Annotated in this window: 17 protein-coding genes, 1 tRNA gene and 1 pseudogene; 6 read left to right on the top strand and 13 right to left on the bottom strand. The window is 62.3% G+C overall.

What is annotated here, in order from left to right:
• Nucleotides 1-112: 112 nt before the first annotated feature.
• From infC to hemC, 11 genes are all read right to left on the bottom strand, one after another.
• Nucleotides 113-664 (bottom strand): translation initiation factor IF-3, encoded by a 552-nt coding sequence (infC, locus tag BGI27_RS11775; RefSeq protein WP_223871772.1) that lies wholly within the window; start codon nt 662-664, stop codon nt 113-115.
• 11 nt (nt 665-675) lie between these two features.
• Nucleotides 676-2,592 (bottom strand): threonine--tRNA ligase, encoded by a 1,917-nt coding sequence (gene thrS / locus BGI27_RS11770; RefSeq protein ID WP_095525062.1) that lies wholly within the window; start codon nt 2,590-2,592, stop codon nt 676-678.
• Nucleotides 2,593-2,750: 158 nt separating this feature from the next.
• Nucleotides 2,751-2,827 (bottom strand) — tRNA-Val (locus BGI27_RS11765).
• An 81-nt stretch (nt 2,828-2,908) separates the two neighbouring features.
• The gene (gene ahpF, locus BGI27_RS11760; RefSeq protein ID WP_095525061.1) at nt 2,909-4,465 is read right to left on the bottom strand and encodes an alkyl hydroperoxide reductase subunit F; all 1,557 of its coding nucleotides are present in this window, start codon (nt 4,463-4,465) and stop codon (nt 2,909-2,911) included.
• Between the two features lie 247 nt (nt 4,466-4,712).
• The gene (ahpC, locus tag BGI27_RS11755) at nt 4,713-5,276 is read right to left on the bottom strand and encodes an alkyl hydroperoxide reductase subunit C (protein ID WP_095525060.1); all 564 of its coding nucleotides are present in this window, start codon (nt 5,274-5,276) and stop codon (nt 4,713-4,715) included.
• 243 nt (nt 5,277-5,519) lie between these two features.
• The gene (locus BGI27_RS11750) at nt 5,520-6,335 is read right to left on the bottom strand and encodes an HlyC/CorC family transporter (protein ID WP_420886928.1); all 816 of its coding nucleotides are present in this window, start codon (nt 6,333-6,335) and stop codon (nt 5,520-5,522) included.
• 62 nt (nt 6,336-6,397) lie between these two features.
• A complete protein-coding gene (gene ybeY / locus BGI27_RS11745; RefSeq protein ID WP_095525058.1) occupies nt 6,398-6,904 on the bottom strand; it encodes an rRNA maturation RNase YbeY in 507 nt (168 codons plus the stop codon).
• On the bottom strand, nt 6,858-8,030 hold the full coding sequence (locus BGI27_RS11740) for a heme biosynthesis HemY N-terminal domain-containing protein (RefSeq protein WP_095525076.1): 1,173 nt from the start codon (nt 8,028-8,030) through the stop codon (nt 6,858-6,860). The genes ybeY and BGI27_RS11740 overlap by 47 nt, the downstream gene beginning before the upstream one ends.
• Nucleotides 8,031-8,038: 8 nt before the next feature.
• Complete coding sequence (locus BGI27_RS11735) at nt 8,039-9,118, bottom strand: uroporphyrinogen-III C-methyltransferase (protein WP_095525057.1); 1,080 nt, start codon at nt 9,116-9,118, stop codon at nt 8,039-8,041.
• A gap of 30 nt (nt 9,119-9,148) precedes the next feature.
• Nucleotides 9,149-9,919, bottom strand: a complete 771-nt coding sequence (locus BGI27_RS11730; protein ID WP_095525056.1) for a uroporphyrinogen-III synthase — start codon at nt 9,917-9,919, stop codon at nt 9,149-9,151.
• A gap of 3 nt (nt 9,920-9,922) precedes the next feature.
• Nucleotides 9,923-10,906, bottom strand: coding sequence for a hydroxymethylbilane synthase (gene hemC, locus BGI27_RS11725; RefSeq protein WP_095525075.1), 984 nt, complete (start codon nt 10,904-10,906; stop codon nt 9,923-9,925).
• Between the two features lie 129 nt (nt 10,907-11,035).
• On the opposite strand from hemC, the gene ppc reads away from it, so the two are divergent.
• The 6 genes from ppc to apaG are packed head-to-tail and all read left to right on the top strand — an operon-like array spanning nt 11,036 to nt 17,657.
• Nucleotides 11,036-13,795, top strand: a complete 2,760-nt coding sequence (gene ppc, locus BGI27_RS11720) for a phosphoenolpyruvate carboxylase (RefSeq protein ID WP_095525055.1) — start codon at nt 11,036-11,038, stop codon at nt 13,793-13,795.
• Between the two features lie 19 nt (nt 13,796-13,814).
• Nucleotides 13,815-14,927, top strand: a complete 1,113-nt coding sequence (locus BGI27_RS11715) for an MlaE family ABC transporter permease (RefSeq protein WP_095525054.1) — start codon at nt 13,815-13,817, stop codon at nt 14,925-14,927.
• Nucleotides 14,928-14,930: 3 nt separating this feature from the next.
• A complete protein-coding gene (locus BGI27_RS11710) occupies nt 14,931-15,683 on the top strand; it encodes an ABC transporter ATP-binding protein (RefSeq protein WP_223871771.1) in 753 nt (250 codons plus the stop codon).
• Nucleotides 15,680-16,681, top strand: a complete 1,002-nt coding sequence (locus BGI27_RS11705; protein ID WP_095525052.1) for an MlaD family protein — start codon at nt 15,680-15,682, stop codon at nt 16,679-16,681. Before BGI27_RS11710 ends, BGI27_RS11705 begins: the two co-directional genes overlap by 4 nt.
• Nucleotides 16,678-17,259, top strand: coding sequence for a PqiC family protein (locus BGI27_RS11700; RefSeq protein WP_095525051.1), 582 nt, complete (start codon nt 16,678-16,680; stop codon nt 17,257-17,259). The genes BGI27_RS11705 and BGI27_RS11700 overlap by 4 nt, the downstream gene beginning before the upstream one ends.
• Before the next feature lie 17 nt (nt 17,260-17,276).
• Nucleotides 17,277-17,657, top strand: a complete 381-nt coding sequence (gene apaG / locus BGI27_RS11695; protein ID WP_095525050.1) for a Co2+/Mg2+ efflux protein ApaG — start codon at nt 17,277-17,279, stop codon at nt 17,655-17,657.
• A gap of 24 nt (nt 17,658-17,681) precedes the next feature.
• Here the strand turns inward: apaG and BGI27_RS11690 are convergent, their stop codons facing one another.
• Together BGI27_RS11690 and BGI27_RS18885 are read right to left on the bottom strand one after the other, a co-directional pair.
• On the bottom strand, nt 17,682-18,575 hold the full coding sequence (locus BGI27_RS11690; protein WP_095525049.1) for a DUF945 family protein: 894 nt from the start codon (nt 18,573-18,575) through the stop codon (nt 17,682-17,684).
• A 28-nt stretch (nt 18,576-18,603) separates the two neighbouring features.
• A pseudogene (locus BGI27_RS18885) lies at nt 18,604-18,945 on the bottom strand (DUF945 family protein); the annotation flags it as partial.
• Nucleotides 18,946-18,994 lie beyond the last annotated feature (49 nt).

Raw genomic sequence — 18,994 nt, 5'->3', positions numbered from 1 at the left:
TATTAGATGTGGAACCCGGTGGCCCCGTCGGGGCACTTCAACAACCAAGGCACCACTTGTTTTGCAGCAGCTGAAACCAGGGCTGCTGCGCCCCCGCCTTGCGGCAAACCAATCAGGACTTCTTCTTTGGCGCCACGACCATGATCAGTTGGCGACCTTCCAGCTTCGGAAACTGCTCAACCACGATGGTGTCACCCAAATCGGCCTTGATACGCTCCAGTTGGCGAATGCCGAACTCCTGGTGCGCCATCTCTCGGCCACGATACCTCAACGTCACTTTGACCTTGTCGCCTTCCTCAAGGAAGCGAGTCATATTGCGCATCTTGATCTGGTAATCATTCTCGTCCGTCCCTGGGCGCAGCTTGATTTCCTTGACCTGGATCTGCTTCTGCTTCTGCTTCTGCTTCTGCTTCGCTTCGTGAGCGCGCTTCTGCTCCTGGTACTTGAACTTGCCGTAATCCATGATCCGGCAAACGGGAGGTTTGGCTTGTGGTGCGATCTCTACCAGATCAACACCGGCTTCCTCGGCCATTACCAACGCCTGCTGGGTGGATACGATACCGAGCTGTTCGCCGTCTTCTCCGACCAATCGCACTTCGGGAACACCAATTTCCCGGTTGAGGCGATGCGCGTTCTTTTCCTGAGCTATGGCTGCAATCTCCAAAATGACAAAAACTAAGCCCCGGCTTGGCGACTATCCCGCTCGCCTTGCCAGCGCTCGACCAATTCCGTGAAGGACATCTGCCCCAGATCTTGGCCGCTCCGAGCACGTATGGCGACCTTGCCGGTTTCTTTTTCCTTATTGCCGACAACCAGCAGATAAGGCAGCTTCTGCAGGCTATGTTCGCGGATTTTATAATTAATCTTCTCGTTCCGCAAATCTGCTTCAACACGGAAGCCTGCTTCGCGCAGCCGCGCCGCGAGATCCTCTGCATAATCAGCCTGTGCTTCCGAGATGTTCATCACCACAGCCTGCACCGGGGAAAGCCACAAAGGGAAGGCTCCACCGTGGTTTTCGATCAGGATGCCGATGAAGCGCTCCAGGGAACCCAGGATCGCGCGATGCAGCATCACCGGCCGCTTGCGCGTGTTGTCCTCGGCCACATATTCCGCATCCAGGCGTTCGGGCAGCACGAAATCGAGCTGCAGCGTACCGCACTGCCAGGAGCGCCCCAACGCATCCTTGATGTGATATTCGATCTTGGGGCCATAGAACGCCCCCTCACCCGGCAGTTCCTCCCACTCTTTGCCGGACGCCTTGAGTGCAGCACGCAAACCGGCCTCGGCCTTGCCCCAGATTTCGTCGGAACCGGCACGTTTTTCAGGACGCAACGCCAGCTTGACGGCGACGTCATGGAAGCCGAAGTCCTTGTAGACGCTCATCAGCAGAGCATCAAAGGCCATCGCTTCGGATTCGATCTGGTCTTCGGTCGCAAAGATATGCGCATCGTCCTGCACAAAGCCCCGTACACGCATCAACCCATGCAGCGCACCCGACGGCTCATTGCGATGACAAGAGCCGAACTCCGCCAGACGCAGCGGCAGGTCGCGATAGGAGCGCAGGCCATGATTGAATATCTGCACATGCCCCGGACAGTTCATGGGTTTGACGGCGTAATCGCGCTTCTCAGACTCCGTTGTGAACATGTTGTCACGGTAGTTTTCCCAGTGACCGGAACGCTCCCACAGGGAACGGTCCATCACCATCGGCGTGCGCACTTCCTGATAACCCGCCGTATTCAGGCGAGCACGCATGTATTGCTCAACCACCTGCCACAGCGTCCAGCCCTTCGGGTGCCAGAACACCATCCCCGGCGCCTCATCCTGCAGGTGAAAGAGATCCAGCAGCTTGCCGACACGCCGGTGATCGCGCTTTTCAGCCTCCTCAAGCATGTGCAGGTAGGCATCCAGCTCTTCCTTCTTGGCCCAGGCCGTACCGTAGATGCGCTGCAACTGCTCGTTCTTCGCATCCCCACGCCAGTAGGCGCCAGCCACCTTCATCAACTTGAAGTGCTTCAGCTTGCCGGTGGAAGGCACGTGCGGGCCGCGACAAAGGTCGATGAATTCGCCCTCGCGATACAACGAGATCGTCTCGCCAGACGGAATGGCTCCAATCAACTCGGCCTTGTATTTTTCGCCCAACCCGAGAAAGAACTTCACCGCTTCATCACGATCCCACTCCTCGCGACTGATCGGCACATCCTTCTTCGCGAGTTCCGCCATGCGCTTTTCAATGGTCTCAAGATCCTCGGGCGTGAACGGGCGGGAATACGCAAAATCATAATAGAAGCCGTTTTCCACCACCGGACCGATGGTGACCTGCGCCTCCGGAAACAACTCCTTGACCGCATAGGCGAGCAAGTGCGCCGTAGAGTGACGAATGACTTCCAGACCATCCGCATCCTTCTCGGTCAGGATTGCAAGCGACACATCCCGATCGATCAAGAAGGAAGTATCTACCGACTTCCCATCCACCCTGCCAGCCAACGCTGCCTTGGCCAATCCAGTACCAATCGAAGCAGCCACTTGCGCCACCGTCACAGGGGCTTCGAAGCTACGCTGAGATCCATCAGGGAGTGTGATATTGGGCATATCGGACTTTCTCGGAAAGTACAGGCGAAAAAAAAGTGCGGGCTAGAGCCGCGCACTTTTTTCAATCAACGAAACAGAGAGCACTGCGCGACTCAAGAGCGCTTAGAAAGCATTCCAGGTCGTGCGAGTTCGGAACATTAATCCTTCTCCATGTTCGTTGGTAGGCGCGATTGGACTCGAACCAACGACCCCCACCATGTCAAGGTGGTGCTCTAACCAGCTGAGCTACGCGCCTAAAGAGGTGCGCATTATAGCGACAGTTTTCAGACTGTCAAAGCTTATTTGAACAGGACGAACAGAGCCCCCTCTCCTGCGTTCAAGCCGGTACCGAATGCCTGATCAGATGATCGAAGGCAGACAGCGAAGCCTTTGCCCCCTCGCCCATCGCGATCACGATCTGCTTGTACGGTACGGTCGTGCAATCGCCGGCGGCGAATACGCCGGGCATGGAAGTCTGCCCCTTGGCATCGACCTCGATCTCTCCCCGCGGCGACAGATTGATCACGCCTTTCAGCCAGTCGGTATTCGGCACCAGACCAATCTGCACGAAGATCCCTTCGAGTGCGAGATGATGCACTTCGCTCGTGGCACGATCCTTGTAATTCAGACCATTGACCTTGTCTGTACCGGTAACTTGGGTCGTCTGCGCCGAAGTGATGATCGTCACGTTCGGCAAGCTACGCAACTTGCTCTGCAACACCGCATCCGCACGAAGCTGGCTGTCGAACTCCAGCAGAGTGACATGCGCCACGATACCTGCCAGATCGATCGCTGCCTCGACGCCCGAATTACCCCCTCCGATCACGGCCACACGCTTGCCTTTGAACAACGGACCGTCACAGTGAGGGCAGTAGGCCACCCCCTTGGTGCGGAACTCTGCCTCGCCCGGCACGTTCATGTTGCGCCAGCGGGCGCCGGTGGCCAGCACCACCGTCTTGCTCTTAACCACCGCACCGTTTTCCAGCGTGACTTCCACCCCTCCGTCGATCATCTTCAAGGCCTGCGCACGCTGCAGGTTCATGATATCGACACCGTATTCCTTGACGTGTTCTTCGAGCGCCATGGCCAGCTTGGGCCCTTCGGTAGCCCTCACCGAGATGAAATTCTCGATACCCAAGGTGTCCATCACCTGCCCACCGAAACGCTCGGCCAACACACCGGTCCGGATACCCTTGCGCGCGGCATAGATCGCAGCGGCCGAACCGGCAGGCCCACCACCGACGACCAGCACATCAAATGGCGCCTTGGCGCTGATCTTTTCGGCTTCTCGTGCAACCGCTCCGCTGTCGAGCTTGGCGACGATTTCCTCCAGCGTCATCCGCCCCTGACTGAAGGGTTGGCCATTCAGGAAAACAGTAGGCACCCCCATGATCTGGCGAGCATCGATTTCCGCCTGGAACAGCGCGCCATCGATCGTCGTGGCCCTGACATTCGGATTGAGTACCGCCATCAGGTTCAAGGCCTGCACCACATCCGGGCAGTTGTGGCAGGACAAGGAGATGAACACTTCGAATTCATACCGCCCCGACAGGCCCTTGATCTGCTCGATCACTTCGGCATCCACCTTGGGTGGATGCCCGCCCGCCTGCAGCAAGGCAAGCACCAGCGAAGTGAATTCATGACCAAGCGGGATGCCTGCGAAACGGATCCCCATCGACTGACCGACACGCTGCACCACGAAAGAGGGTCTGCGGACACCTGCATCTGCCTCTTCGCGCAGACTGATCTTGTCGGAAAGCCCCTTGATCTCTTCGAGCAATTCACGCACTTCGACAGACTTGGCGCCGTCATCGAGCGCAGCGACAAGTTCGATCGGATGCTGCAGGCGAGTTAGATACCCCTGCAGCTGGGTCTTCATGTTGGCGTCCAGCATGTTGTCAGCTCTTTCTTTGGTCAAAATTTGCCCGCTCCGCCTGGGCGGGCGGAGATTGGAAGATGTTGGGGCTGGGGATGCCCTTGCCGGGCTTTGCTTCGTCCGGGCGCTCGTGCAATCCGGCGCCGGATCGTGGGGCTTTCTCTCGTTGTGGGCTGGAGGGCTTGATCGACTCCTGCCGGATCCGGCCGCCGATGTCGGCCGGATCTTCGCTGCGCGCCCGGACGGGCGCGCAGCCGGAAGGACATCAGATCTTGCCGACCAGGTCCAGCGACGGAGCCAGCGTGGCTTCGCCTTCCTTCCACTTGGCCGGGCAGACTTCACCCGGATGGCTTGCCACATACTGGGCAGCCTTGACCTTGCGGAGCAGCTCCAGGGCGTCACGGCCGATGCCGCCGGCATTGATTTCAACGATCTGGATCTTGCCCTGAGGATCGATCACGAAGGTGCCACGATCGGCCAGGCCAGCTTCCTCGATATACACACCGAAGTTGCGGGTGATCGCGCCGGTCGGATCGCCGATCATCGGATAGGCAATCTTCTTGATCGTATCCGAAGTGTCATGCCAGGCCTTGTGGGTGAAGTGCGTATCGGTGGACACCGAGTAGATCTCGACGCCCAGCTTCTTGAACTCGGCGTAGTTGTCAGCCAGGTCCCCCAGTTCAGTCGGGCACACAAAGGTGAAGTCGGCCGGGTAGAAGAACACCACGGACCACTTGCCCTTCAGGTCGGCTTCGGTCACATCGATGAACTTGCCAGCGTGGAAGGCGGTAGCCTTGAACGGCTTCACTTCGGAATTGATGTAGGACATGAGCAGAACCTCCATGAGTTGGTTGTCAGTTAAGTCAGATGACGGGAGTGATATTACTGACAGCATGGTCGATAGGGCCAATTTAATGGAACAACATCGACCATAGCGGAGACCTATGACACCACCGCATGTCAGCGTGATGACATCGCAAGGACGCAGTCAAACAGAAGGCGCACCTTGCCACTCGCGTGGCTCCCTTAGGGGCACGCGGGTTCTGGCTGGACAGGATCGTACAGGGAAGGTTCAGCCACCGACACCGTCAGGCGACGGCAAACGTTCGGCGACCAGAGAATAGAGTCGCCGGTGATCGGCGCGCAGCACCTTGAAACGGAAACCCGCGACCTCGACCATTTCCCCGCGCACCGGCACACGTCCGAAGTGCTTGAGCACCAGCCCACCAACGGTATCGACATCCTCCTGCGGCAGCCTGCAGCCCAGAAACGCGTTGAAATCCTCGATTTCCGTAACCGCGCAGACGCGCCAGCGCTCGCCCGTGACCGGCACGATATCGTCAGCATGTTCGTCGAAGTCGTATTCATCCTCGATGTCGCCGACGATCTGCTCGAGCACATCCTCGATGGTGACCAGCCCCGCCATCCCCCCATACTCGTCAACGACCAGCGCCATGTGATTGCGACTGACACGAAACTCCCGCAGCAACACGTTCAGGCGCTTGGATTCCGGAATGAAGGTGGCTGGTCGCAACAAGCCGCGAAGCTCGCGATCCGGATTGCGAAAAACAGCCAGGAGATCTTTGGCCAGCAGGATACCCAGCACGTCGTCCTTGCCCTCACCGACCACGGGGAAACGGGAGTGTCCGGTCTGGATGGCGAAATCGATGATCGCGTCCAGAGGATCATCGATATGGATCACCTCGATCTGAGCACGCGGCACCATCACGTCACGCACCGGGATATCGGCAACTTCCAACGCGCCTTCGATGATGCCCAAGGCATCGGCATCGAAGATCTTGCGCTCGAAGGCCGAGTGCAGCAGTTCCAGGAAAGCATCTCTGTCACCTGGCTCGCGTGTGAGCAGGGAAGAGAGGCGGTCAAGCATGCTGGGGCGACTACTCGCAGGGTCCATTGTCTTTCAAGGGCGTGACAGCAGGAAATGCTGCACTACGTCCCGTCGTTGGCGTAAGGATCAGGGTAGCCGAGATCAGCAAGAATCGTGCGCTCTTCCTGTTCCATGGCCTCGGCTTCGCTATCTTCTTCATGTTCCCAGCCCTGAAGATGCAGCACGCCGTGCACGATCAGGTGCGCCACGTGGGCTTCGACAGGCTTGCCTTGTGCTGCAGCTTCCGTCAGCACGACTGGCCAGCACAACACCAGATCGCCCATCAGCACGGGCTCGGTTTCGTACGGGAAGGAAAGCACGTTGGTTGCATAGTCCTTGCCGCGATAGGCCGCATTCAAGGATTGCCCCTCGTCAGCATCCACGAAACGGATCGCGATCTGCGCTGCACCGGGCTCCACGGCACGGACCCAACGCCGTATCAGCGCACGCTCGGGCTGAGCCTCGTCACGCATGGCATATTGCACACTCAGGGCCAGACGGCGCGGAATCACGGCATTCACCTCAAGCTCCCAGCGATGCGGCCAGGCGGTAATGCCGCTGCGCGTCATCCACGCGCTCCAAGCGTTCGGCCAGACGCGCCAGCTCCAGATGTGCAGCACGCGTGGGCAAGAGGAACAGCGATGCCTCAAAATAGCTCTGCGCCTTGCCCCAGAGTTGGGCACGCAGGCACAGCCGGCCCAGGCTCATGAGCAGATCCGCATCGTCGGGGTGTTGCTTGAGCCACCCTTCGGCAATGGCCAGTTGGCGACGCAGATCATCCGTCTCGCAACGGCCATAAAGCGCAGCCAGTTCAGGCTCCCAGTCCCGCGCCAGTTGGCTCTCGATGGCTTCGGCCGCCAATCTCCGATCTCCCGCGTCGAGCAGACGCGGCAATGCGCGCAACAACAGGCCGCTATCCTGGCGCTCGATTTCCGGCAGGCTCTGCCAGACACGTTCCAGCGCCCCGAGATCGCCTTCTGCATCGCGCAATTGCTCGATCAGTGCACGACGCAGCAACGGTGCGGCCTGCTCCGGAGTCAAGGCTCCGACCTTGCGCAGGCTACGCGCGATACGCGCCACCTCGGCCCAACGCCCCCGCCCCTGCTCTGCCTGCAAGGCCAGACGCAGTACGGCAATATGGCGATGGCCACCGTCACGCAAAGTCTCGATACGCATGGCTGCCGTCTCGAAGTCCCGCTCGGACAGCGCCATCTCGGCCTCCAGCACCAGCCGGGCCATGCGCGTGTCACCTTCGTCCTCGGCCGCCTTGACCAGCCAGGCATCGCGCTTCTCGGTCTGACGCAAGGCATGGGCAGACTGCGCCGCCAGCAAGGCGGCCATCGCGGGCCGGGTCAATGCCGACCAGGCCTTCTCGGCCTGACGGTAGGCCTGACCGTAACGCCCCTCGATGAAGAAACGCTGCGCGTCCGCCAGCGCACGCTGAGCCTGCTTTTCACGCCGCCGCGCCCTGAAGGCGCTGACTTCCTGCGGCAATTCGAATGCCCGGCGCACCAGGCGCAACAGGTAATAGGTCAGCAGGAACACCGCAGCCGCCACCAGGATCACCAGGTTCAGGGAAACCTGCACGCGATACGGGGCCCATACGATGAGTGCATACGCCTCGTTGTAACGGGCCGCGACGATCATCACCACAGCCAGGGCGAACAGGCCGATCAGCCAGAGAATGCTCCGCATGGCCACCCTCAACGCCTGTTACTGCTGAGCTTGAGGCCACGCAGAGTCGCCTGCGTATCATCAAGCGTGGGCAGTTTCATGCTCAGCCGTGAAGATTCCAACCGCTCCAGTTCGGCCAGCGTATCGCTCACCGAACGTGCCTTCACGTCGAAATAACGCTGCAGCCACAGTCGCGACTGACGCACATCCTCGGAGAACAGCTTGCCCTCGCGTTGCAGCAGCGCAAGGCGCGCCGACAGCAGACGCAGACGCAAGTGTTCGCGCAGATAGACCGCCTGCTCCGGCGCCAATAGCACCGGCGCCGCGCCATCCATGCGTTCGATGCGGATCAGGTCACGGAAATCACGCCAGAACTCATTTGCCAGACGGCCGATCCAGCCAGGTGCTTCGGCCACGGGAGATGCCGCAGCAGCAGGCGCGGACTGAGCAGTTTCAGGACGGAGCGGCACGGCGCGTTCGAAGGCCAGCGGCAAGTGTTCGATGCGTCCCATCATGGTTTCGAGCTGCAGCGCCACGCTGGGAACATCGGCCAGCGGCAACGCACGCAGGCGTTCGATATCGCGAGCCAGCAGCTTGCGCGCAGGCAGGAAGCGGGCCTGGTCCAGCTGGGCCAAGCGCGCATCCGCACTTTGCAGAGCCGCCAGGGCAGCCGGCACATTGCTGGCCAACTGCAGCTGTTGATCGGCGATCTGAACCGCCTGTTCGACTTCGGTCAGCAGGCGCTCGTCGCGGGCGCGCGAAAATTCCGCATACAGGGTTTCAAGCGATGCGTACTGGCCCTGGGCCTCGCTCACCTTCGCATCCACCAGCCCGAGCTTGCCCTGCAATCCGGCCAGGTCTTCCTGTGCCTTGCGCGTGGCCAGGCGGATCTCGCTCAGTGCACCATCCCCCTCGGCCAGTTTGCGCGCCACCTCGCCTTGCAGGTCGCTCAAGCGACTGCGCGCGTCATAAGTTTGCCAGCCCAGCAGCCCAACACCCACCAAGGCAACAACCAGCAGGATACGGTCGGTACGCAGGCGCCTCAAGGGGGGTGCGACAGGTGCCGGCAGCATGGGGGGCACGGCGGAAATCTTGTCGTTCTCGTCCATGGGGCGAATCTTACCCGATGCACCGCCGATTCAGGGTCGGCCAAGACGGGCAAGCAATGCGGCACAGACACCGTCGTCGCCCGGCTGCGTCAGCACGATCTCGCTGCCGCCATGCATCCGCAACGCCTCGGCGATGCGCGGATGCGAAGCGAACAAGGGCAGACGGGAAAACAATCCCCTGGCCTCGCCACCCAAGGCTTCGGCCAGAAAACCCACTGCCTCGCTGCTGGAAAACACCATCGCGGCCAGTTCGCCCCGCGCAAGCAGAGACAACAAAACCGGTACATTCACCGGCGCGGCGCGGCGCCGATAGCATCCGAGCAATTCAACCTCCGCGCCACGCTGGCGCAAGCTGTCGGCCAACAGCTCGCGACCACCATTGCCCCGCAAGATCAGCATACGGCGCCTGGCCACGGCCTCGTCGGCAAAGGCTGGCAAAGCCAGGACCGATTCGGAATCGAAACCGCTCGCGGGCACGATCACATCGCAGAAGCCATGTTCCTGCAGTGCGCGCGCCGTCCCTGGCCCGACAGCGGCCACACGCAAGGTCGCAGGCCACAGGGCACGTGGCAACAGATCCAGCGCATGCCGCACGGCATTCGGAGAGACAAAGAAAGCCAGATCGAATTGCCCCAGGCGCGGCGCGAACTCCCGTACGGACTCAGGGGCCTCAGGCGGTGCGATCTCAATAAGCGGCAAGCGCAGCACGCGTGCGCCAAGCGCTTCCAGCCTCAGGGCCAGCGGCTCGATCTGTTCGCGCGGCCGGGTAAGCGCGACGAGCTGCCCCGCCAAGGCCGCCATGGCTCAGCCACGCAATTCGGCGAGGATACGATCCGCACCGGAAACCAGCAATTCCAGCCCGACATTCCGGCCGAGCGACTGGGCGTCATCCGCCTGCCCCACAGCCTGTGCGCGCACACAGCGGCTGCCATCGGGACTGGCGACGAAAGCACGCAGGAACAGAGAGCCATCCGGGTTCTGCTCGCAGAATGCGCCCAACGGCACATCGCAACCGCCATCCAGCGTCTGCGTGACTGCACGCTCGGCCGCTACACAGCGGGCCGTTACAGGATCCACCAGCGGCACCAGCCAGGCGGCCACTTCTGGCCTGTCCGCGCGGGCCTCGATACCCAGAGCCCCCTGCCCGGCAGCGGGCAGGCTTTCATCCGCCGACAGCAGGCTGCGGATGCGAGCACCCAGCCCCAGTCGGCGAAGGCCGGCTGCCGCCAGAATGATCGCGTCGAACTGGCCTTCATCCAGCTTCCGCAATCGCGTATCGAGATTGCCACGCAAGGGAGAAACCCCAAGATACGGATGCAGCGCATGGATCTGCGCCTCGCGGCGCAAACTGGAGGTACCCACGACAGCACCGGGCGGCATGTCGGCCAGACTCTCGTAACGACTGGAGACGAAAGCATCGAGAGGCGTCTCGCGCGCCAGCGTGGCAATCAGTGCGAAACCTTCCGGCATCTGCGCCGGTACATCCTTCATCGAATGCACGGCAATATCGGCGCGACCATCGGCCAATGCAGCCTCAAGTTCCTTGACGAACAGCCCTTTGCCGCCCACTTTGGACAGGGAACGATCCAGTATCTGATCACCCCGCGTGGTCATGCCCAGCAGCTCCACAAGGCAACCAGGCCAGACGGCCTCCAGACGCACCTTCACATGCTCGGCCTGCCAAAGCGCCAGCCGGCTCTCACGTGTGGCGATCACGATGCGCTCGGGAGCACGCAAGGGGGCAAGAGCCGGCTCGAGGCCGGGAATGGCGACCGAGGTGTCGTTCATGATGGGAATGGAATGCCAGAATGAGGCGGAATGATGCTTGCTTGGCAGGAAGGATAGCACGCCCCAAGCTGCCGCCCTCCTGATATATTCAGCCAGCCAATCCCCCTCCGCCCCTACCCAGGAAGCAGCATGAACATCCCCCAGGAACAAGACAAGGACACCCCGCTGCGCGATGACATCCGCCTGCTCGGCCGCATTCTCGGCAATACCGTACGCGCTCAGGAAGGCGAGCCGGTATTCGATCTCATCGAACACATCCGCCAGACTTCAGTGCGTTTCCATCGTGACGACGATCACGAGGCCCGCCAGGTACTGGAAGCCATGCTGCGGGAGCTGGAACACGCAGACACGCTGAACGTGGTGCGTGCCTTCAGCTTCTTCTCGCAGCTTTCCAACATCGCAGAGGATCAGCATCACATCCGCCGTTCACGCTCCCATCAGCGTGCGGGCTCCGCAGCCCGTGAAGGTAGCCTGGTACATGCGCTGGATCTGGCCGGCGAGGCTGGCCTGGGTGAAGATCAACTCAAGGAATTCTTCGCCACGGCGATGATCCGCCCCGTGCTCACGGCACACCCTACGGAAGTACAGCGCAAGAGCATCCTCAACTGTCAGCTGCGCATCGCACAATTGCTCGACGAACGTGACCGCATGCAGCTCACGCCGGAAGAGTTTGAGGAAAACGAGGAAGCCCTCAAGCGCGAGATCCTGCTGCTGTGGGAAACGCGTATGCTGCGTCTCACCAAACTGTCGGTGGTCGACGAGATCGCCAACGGGCTGTCGTTCTACGATTACACCTTCCTGCGCGAATTGCCGCGTCTGTATGCCCGCCTCGAAGATCGTCTGAGCGCTCGCGGTGGCAGCGGCGAGCATGTGGATCTGCCGTCCTTCCTGCGCATGGGCAGCTGGATCGGCGGCGACCGCGACGGCAACCCCTTCGTGACCGCTGACGTCCTGCGCCGGGCACTGAAGATGCAGGCCCAGGTCGCGTTCAATTTCTACATCGACGAAGCCAACCGGCTGGCCACGCGGCTGTCGCTCTCCAGCGCACTGGTCAAGGTCAGCCCTGAAGTGCAAACGCTGGCTGACGCCTCCCCTTATCGCTCGGCACACACGGCGGACGAACCCTACCGGCGCGCCATGCGCGGCATCCATGCCCGCCTGTGGGCCACGGCGCGCAAGCTGGGCCTGCAACCCATCGGCCGCCTGCCCGCTGCCGAAGCAGAACCCTACCCGGACGCCGCGGCGTTCAGTACCGATCTGAACGTCATCCACGACTCGCTGCTCAAGCATTGCTCGCCAGCACTCGCGCACGGCAAGCTGCGCGAGCTGCAACGCGCCAGCTGCGTGTTCGGCTTCCATCTGGCCAGCATTGATGTACGCCAGAATTCCGACGTACACGAACGCACGGTCGCCGAGTTGCTCGAAGCGGCCCAACCCGGCACTGGTTACCTCGCCCTGGATGAAGAAGCGCGCATCGCGCTGCTGCTGCGCGAACTGTCCACGCCGCGCCCGCTGTCCTCCCCCTGCGTGCAATACAGCGAGGAGACCACCGGCGAGCTGGCGATCTTCCGCGCCATCGCGGAAGCCCACCGCATCTACGGGCCCGACTGTGTACAGAACGCCATCATCTCGAAGACCGACGGGGTCTCCGACATGCTGGAGCTCGCCGTACTGCTCAAGGAAGTCGGCCTGCTGCGCCCGCACGAGGGCAAGCTGGACGTCAATATCATCCCGCTGTTCGAAACCATCGGTGACCTGCAGAACGCAGCCGCCACGATGGACCGCATCCTTTCGATCCCGGCCTATCGCCAGCTCGTGGCCTCGCGTGACGAAGCGCAGGAATGCATGCTCGGCTATTCCGATTCCAACAAGGACGGCGGTTTCCTGACCTCCGGCTGGGAACTTTACAAGGCCGAGATTCAGCTGGTCGAAGTATTCAGGCGCCATGGCGTGCGCCTGCGGCTGTTCCACGGCCGCGGCGGTTCCGTAGGCCGTGGCGGCGGCCCCAGCTACCAGGCCATCCTCGCCCAGCCGGGTGGTGCTGTACAAGGACAGATCCGCCTGACTGAACAAGGCGAAGTGATTGCCTCCAAGTACTCCAACCCCGAGGTCGGCCGCCGCAACCTCGAAGTGCTGGCCGCCGCAACGCTGGAAGCCACGCTGCTGGCGCATCCAGAAGCAGCCCCCTGCTCGGAATACTTGGCCGCGATGGATGAGCTCTCGGAGGACGCATTCAAGACCTACCGCGATCTGGTCTACGACACCCCGGGCTTCGAGCAGTATTTCTGGGAATCCACGGTTATCTCCGAAATCGCCAACCTGAACATCGGCTCGCGTCCGGCCTCGCGCAAGAAGAGCACGTCCATCGAGGATCTGCGCGCGATCCCCTGGGTGTTCTCCTGGGCTCAGGCCCGCGTGATGCTGCCGGGCTGGTTCGGCTTCGGCAGCGCGGTGAAGTCATTCCTCGCCAGGCATGGCGACGAAGGCATGAAGCTGCTGCAGGCAATGAACCGCGAATGGAGCTTCTTCGCCACCCAGCTCGCCAACATGGACATGGTGCTCGCCAAGAGCGACCTGGCCATCGCCTCGCGCTACGCCGAGCTGGTGCGCGACGAAGCCCTGCGCACCAGCATTTTTGCGCGCATCAAGGCCGAATGGGAGATCACCGTCGAGGTGCTGCTGGAGCTCACCGGCCAGAAAGCCCTGGCCGAAGGCAACGCGCTGCTGGCGCGCTCGATCCAGAATCGCCTGCTCTACCTCAATCCGCTCAACCACGTGCAAGTCGAGCTGCTGCACCGCTATCGTGAAGGCGACCAGGACGACCGCGTACGCCGTGGCATCCTGCTCTCGATCAACGGCGTGGCCGCCGGGCTACGCAACAGCGGCTGAGCCTTGCGGAGCCGGAAACATGCCCAACCAGTCCGCGCGTATCGACCTTCAACCTGACGTGGATACGCTCGTGCTGCGTTGTGCCGGCACCTGGCATTGGCAGCAGACCTTGCCGGCACAACCCGGACTGGCAGGTTGCAAGCAGGTTCGCCTGCTGGCAGAAGAAGCGCTGGAAGACAACGAAGGCGCCTTGCTGGCCTGGCTGCTGCATCTCGCACGCAATTGCCAGGCACAACAGATCGCACTGGATGCCGACGGCCTGCCCGCTGGCCTGGGGCGATTGCTTGCCCTGGCGCTGGCTGTACCGGCCCGGCCCGGAAAACCCGAGGACAACACCAGCCATTTCATCCAGCGCCTGGGCGAAACCGCGCTGCGCCTGTGGGCCGATCTGCCGCAGGCGGCCCATTTCATCGGCGAGGTCTCGCAGGGCCTGGGACGACTGTTGCGCGGGCGAGCCAATTTCCGCTGGCGTGATTTTCTCTGGCTACTGGAGGATTGCGGCCCGCGAGCGCTGCCCATCGCCTCGCTGATCAGTTTTCTCGTCGGCACCATCCTGGCCTACATGGGCGCAGTCCAGCTCGCGCAGTTTGGCGCTCAGATCTACATCGCCGATCTGGTCGCCATCGGCATGGTGCGCGAGGTCGGCGCGCTGATGACCGGCGTGATCCTCGCCGGCCGCACCGGCGCGGCCTTCGCCGCACAGATCGGCACGATGCAGGTCAATGAAGAGATCGACGCGCTGCGTACGCTGGGCCTGTCGCCCATCGACGTGCTGGTGTTGCCGCGCCTGCTGGCCCTGCTGCTGATGGTGCCACTGCTCACGCTGTATGCCGGCGTGGTCGGCATCGGTGCCGGCATGCTGGTCGCCACCACGGTGTTCGGCGTCGGCGCACGCGAGTATTTCAACGAGACCATGCTGGCGCTCTCCTGGACGCACATCCTCATCGGCATGCTCAAGGGCACGGTATATGGCGCGCTGGTGGCCTTTGCCGGCTGCCTGCGCGGCATGCAGTGCGGGCGCAGCGCACAAGCCGTGGGGGAAGCCACCACTTCGGCGGTAGTCACTTCCATCCTGCTGATCACCGTGTCCGCCTCCATTCTGACCATCATGTTCCAGCGCATGGGGATCTGAGCCATGGATACGCCAGCCCTCTCCGTACGCGGCCTGACGATGGCCTACGATGGCCGGGTAATCCAGCAGGATCTGGACTTCGACATCCCGCGCGGCCAGATCTTCGTCATCATGGGCGGCAGCGGCTGCGGCAAGAGCACGCTGCTGCGCCATCTGATAGGCCTGCAGCAACCAGCCGCCGGACGCATCCTCTATGGTGGCGACGAGGATTACTGGGCAGCAGACGAAACGCGCCAGGATGCACTCAAGCGCGGCAGCGGCGTATTGTTCCAGGGCGGCGCACTGTGGAGCTCGCTGACCCTGGCGGAAAACATCGCTTTGCCACTGGAAGAATTCACCGATCTGCCCGCGGCGGCAATCCGAGAGATCGTAGCGGTCAAGCTGGCACTGGTCGGCCTTTCGGGCTTTGAAAACCATTATCCTGCGGAAATCAGCGGAGGCATGAAAAAGCGCGCGGGCCTGGCGCGCGCCATGGCGCTGAATCCGGATATCCTGTTCTGCGACGAACCCTCGGCCGGACTGGACCCGCTCAGCGCGCGCCGCCTGGATGAACTGCTGTTGGAACTGCGTGCCAGCCTGGGCTCGACCATCGTGCTCGTGACCCACGAACTGGCCAGCATCTTCGCCGTGGCCGATCAGGCCATCTTCCTCGACGCCGAAAGCCGGACCATGACTGCCAGTGGCAACCCTCATCATCTTGCGCAGCACGGCTCCGCCCTGGTGCGCCACTTTCTAGCCCGCGGAGAAGACGCATGAGCCAGCGCGCCAATCCCACCACCATCGGCATCTTCGTGCTCGGCGCGATGGCTCTGCTCGTGGCCGGTATCTTTCTTTTCACGGGGCACGGCCTGTTCCAGAAGCGCCCAACCTACGTGATGTACTTCGAGGGCTCGGTGTACGGGCTGCAGGTTGGCGCCCCGGTAGTGTTCCGCGGCGTGCAGATCGGTAACGTCAAACGCATCGACCTGCGCTATGACGACACCCACAGCCAGCTGCTGATCCCGGTCGTCGTCGAAGGAACCTCCCTCCGCCTGCTGAATAGCAATGGCAGCGACGTGGGGGAAGATGCACCGGACCCGATCAGCCTCATCAACCGTGGCCTGCGCGCGCGTCTGGCCTCGCAAAGCCTGCTCACCGGTCTGCTCTACATCGAACTGGATTTCTACCCGGATCGGCCGCTGGTCTATCGCGCCCCGAACAAGCGCCTGCCCGAAATCCCCACGATTCCCTCTCCCGTGCAGGAAATCGCGCAGAAACTGGAGCATCTGGACATCGAAGAACTGCTCGGTGACATCTCGGCCATCGCCAACACCGCGCGCCAGTTCATCAACAGTCCGGAAACCGAGCAGACCATGCGCAGCATGAGTCGCACCCTGGCCAATCTTGAGGCGCTCACAGCCAGCCTCGACAAGCGCCTGGGCCCCACGCTGGATGGTCTGGAAGATACCGTCACCAGCGTCAAGGCCAACATGGAACGCGTGGGTGACGCGGCCGACAAATTCGCCGGTGTCGCGGATCAGGCCGGCGCACCGCTCGAAGCCGTGCGTGCCATGGCCGAGCAGATGCAACGCGCGGTCGGCACCTTGGACACGCTGATCGCCCAGGGCGCCCCGGCCTTGCACAATACCGAACAGACCCTGCGCGAACTACGCGAAGCCGCACGCGCCCTGCAGGAACTCTCCGACATGCTGGCCCGTCAGCCCGACGCCCTGCTCTTCGGCCGCCAGTCCGCCCGCAAGGAACCCCAGCCATGAAGCGCCTCCTGCCGCCCATCGCCTGCCTGCTGCTTGCCGCCTGCAGCGCCACGCCGCCACAGCCGCTGCGCCTGCACCAACTCAGCGCGCAAACGACTCCCGCAAACGGTGCCCAGACGCTGCCCTACAACCTCGGCATCGGCCCGCTGACATGGCCTCCCTATCTCGACCACCGTCCGCTGGTGCGCCGCGAGAATGCAGGCAGCCTGCGTCTGGCGGAAAACGACCGCTGGGTCGAGCCGCTGGACGTGAATTTCCTGCGCGTGCTGCGTGAGAATCTCGCCCGCAGCCTGACACCACAACGGCTGCAGGCCCATCCCTGGGCGCTGAACGATGTCCCGGCGGTCTCCGTACCGCTGGAAATACTGCAGTTCGACAGCGACATCCATGGTGAAACCGTGCTGCGCGCGCGTTGGCGTGTGATCGTCGGCAAACGCAGCGGGCCCGAGCGCAACAGTGAGTATCGCGTCAGCACGGGTTCCGGCAATGCGCCGGCCGTTGTCGCCGCACAGAGCGAGGCACTGGCCCGTCTGGCCACCGACATCGCTGCCGCGCTACCATCCCGCCTCCCCGAGTAACCCCCGGAGATCTTCCGATGCCATCCCAGCCCTACCGGATCAGCATCAGCATCCGCCCGCAATATCTGCCCGAGCAATCAGACCCCGAAGAGCAGCGTTATGTCTTCGCCTACCAGGTCAACATACGCAACGAGGGCAGCGTCGGCGTGAAGCTGCTCTCCCGCCACTGGGTGATCACGGATGCCGTGGGCAATGTGGAAGAAGTGCGCGGCGAAGGTGTGGTGGGCGAGCAACCCGAACTGGCGCCGGGCGAAGAGTTCGAGTACTCCAGTGGCTGCCCGTTGCCCACGGCCTTCGGCAGCATGCGCGGCAGCTACCAGTTTGTCGCCGACGACGGCACTGGCTTCGAAGCCGAGATTCCCGAGTTCTTCCTGGTCGGGCCACGCACGCTGCATTGATACTGATGCCGCGGTGCGTCAGCCTCAGGAATTGCCGCCCAGCGGCTTGCCATTGAGCATAATCGCGCCCTGACGCATCTCCACACGGGTATGTAACAGGCCATCCTCGCGCACCAAATAGCCCTGATCCACCAAACGCTGTAATTGCGTACGCTGTGCAAGCATGCGCATGCGCGCCACTCCGGCATCTTCCTCGGGGAAGGCCCCTCGCCGGTCGGCAAGACTCAATGCCAAAGCCTCGGGCAGCTTCAGTTCCGCCTGCAATTCCAGACGACCCAGCATGGCCAGCAGGTTGCCGCTCGCGGCCGGGTCCAGCGCTCCCATGGCAAGTCGGGCGCTGGCCTGGGTCTGTCCATCCGCAGTCTGAAATGCCAGGCGATCGACCTTGAAGACAGGCTGCTGCTGCAGTAACTGCTGCAACGGCTCACCGACAGCGCCCAGCACGGCGAAAGGCTGGGTCGCCATCTGCGGATCGTCCTGCAAGGCACGGTATCGCTCGCGAATCTGCAGCAGCGCGGGAATGTTCAGATGGGATGCCGAGAAATCGTAGTCCGCCGGACCATGTTCCTGGTCCCCCGTACGCAGGGTCTGCGCACCGATCCGCGCATTCAGGTCGAGGAAATCCCCTGTCACGGCCAGATCCACCTGGTAATGCAGCTTCCCCAGGTCGAAAGCACGTTCCGGAGAGGACTCATCCGACAGGCTCAAAGTGTCCAGCGCGATATGCACTTCGCCCGGCTGGATCTCCGAACCCTCTTGCGGCAAGCGTTCCCCCCGGGCCTGCATGCGCAGCTCCGTCATCGTCAGACGCCTGTTCTCGCCCAGGCTGAACGACAGCCCCGGTGCCCGCGCCAACAGGCGATACGGCCCGGTTTCCCTGTGCAATGACACCTCGGCCGTGATGCCCTGGCTCTCCATCCGCGCGCACGAACCGGCTGCTCAAAGGCGGGCTGCTCAACTCCCCGTCCACGCCACCGAACAATTCCAGAGACATGCGCGCACGCATCAGCGGCGCGCCTCCCAGAAGCGTGCGGGAAACCTCCTGCAGACTACCATCCAGAGACAGGTCGCTATCCGCTCGCCCGCCCAGCAGGCGCCAGCCGCCCGCGAAAGGACCGTGGCGGATGGCCGAGCGTACGCTCAGCTGCACACCGCCCAGATCGTCGGCATCCAGCCCCAGAGGCTGCGCCACAGCTTGCGCTAGCATGGCTTGAGCACCCGGCGCCAGCCCCAGAGTGACCTGCTCGGTCGACGAGAAGATGCCACGCCGGAATTCACGTGACTGAATCGCCCCGGGTTTCCTAGACAGCCCCGAGCTTCATGAAATACTGTTTTTC

This window comes from Candidatus Dactylopiibacterium carminicum, assembly GCF_014736495.1.
In the GTDB taxonomy this organism is placed as follows: domain Bacteria; phylum Pseudomonadota; class Gammaproteobacteria; order Burkholderiales; family Rhodocyclaceae; genus Uliginosibacterium; species Uliginosibacterium carminicum.
Note: the sequence above shows the minus strand (reverse complement) of the source record. Positions and strands in the feature narration are given on the sequence as shown.

What these genes read in the sequence shown, in the direction of transcription:
- thrS (WP_095525062.1), bottom strand. Translation starts at nt 2,592, where the DNA reads ATGCCCAATATCACACTCCCTGATGGATCTCAGCGTAGCTTCGAAGCC.
- ahpF (WP_095525061.1), bottom strand. Translation starts at nt 4,465, where the DNA reads ATGCTGGACGCCAACATGAAGACCCAGCTGCAGGGGTATCTAACTCGC.
- ahpC (WP_095525060.1), bottom strand. Translation starts at nt 5,276, where the DNA reads ATGTCCTACATCAATTCCGAAGTGAAGCCGTTCAAGGCTACCGCCTTC.
- BGI27_RS11750 (WP_420886928.1), bottom strand. Translation starts at nt 6,335, where the DNA reads ATGCTTGACCGCCTCTCTTCCCTGCTCACACGCGAGCCAGGTGACAGA.
- ybeY (WP_095525058.1), bottom strand. Translation starts at nt 6,904, where the DNA reads ATGACGCGCAGCGGCATTACCGCCTGGCCGCATCGCTGGGAGCTTGAG.
- BGI27_RS11740 (WP_095525076.1), bottom strand. Translation starts at nt 8,030, where the DNA reads ATGCGGAGCATTCTCTGGCTGATCGGCCTGTTCGCCCTGGCTGTGGTG.
- BGI27_RS11735 (WP_095525057.1), bottom strand. Translation starts at nt 9,118, where the DNA reads ATGGACGAGAACGACAAGATTTCCGCCGTGCCCCCCATGCTGCCGGCA.
- BGI27_RS11730 (WP_095525056.1), bottom strand. Translation starts at nt 9,919, where the DNA reads ATGGCGGCCTTGGCGGGGCAGCTCGTCGCGCTTACCCGGCCGCGCGAA.
- hemC (WP_095525075.1), bottom strand. Translation starts at nt 10,906, where the DNA reads ATGAACGACACCTCGGTCGCCATTCCCGGCCTCGAGCCGGCTCTTGCC.
- ppc (WP_095525055.1), top strand. Translation starts at nt 11,036, where the DNA reads ATGAACATCCCCCAGGAACAAGACAAGGACACCCCGCTGCGCGATGAC.
- BGI27_RS11715 (WP_095525054.1), top strand. Translation starts at nt 13,815, where the DNA reads ATGCCCAACCAGTCCGCGCGTATCGACCTTCAACCTGACGTGGATACG.
- BGI27_RS11710 (WP_223871771.1), top strand. Translation starts at nt 14,931, where the DNA reads ATGGATACGCCAGCCCTCTCCGTACGCGGCCTGACGATGGCCTACGAT.
- BGI27_RS11705 (WP_095525052.1), top strand. Translation starts at nt 15,680, where the DNA reads ATGAGCCAGCGCGCCAATCCCACCACCATCGGCATCTTCGTGCTCGGC.
- BGI27_RS11700 (WP_095525051.1), top strand. Translation starts at nt 16,678, where the DNA reads ATGAAGCGCCTCCTGCCGCCCATCGCCTGCCTGCTGCTTGCCGCCTGC.
- apaG (WP_095525050.1), top strand. Translation starts at nt 17,277, where the DNA reads ATGCCATCCCAGCCCTACCGGATCAGCATCAGCATCCGCCCGCAATAT.
- BGI27_RS11690 (WP_095525049.1), bottom strand. Translation starts at nt 18,575, where the DNA reads ATGGAGAGCCAGGGCATCACGGCCGAGGTGTCATTGCACAGGGAAACC.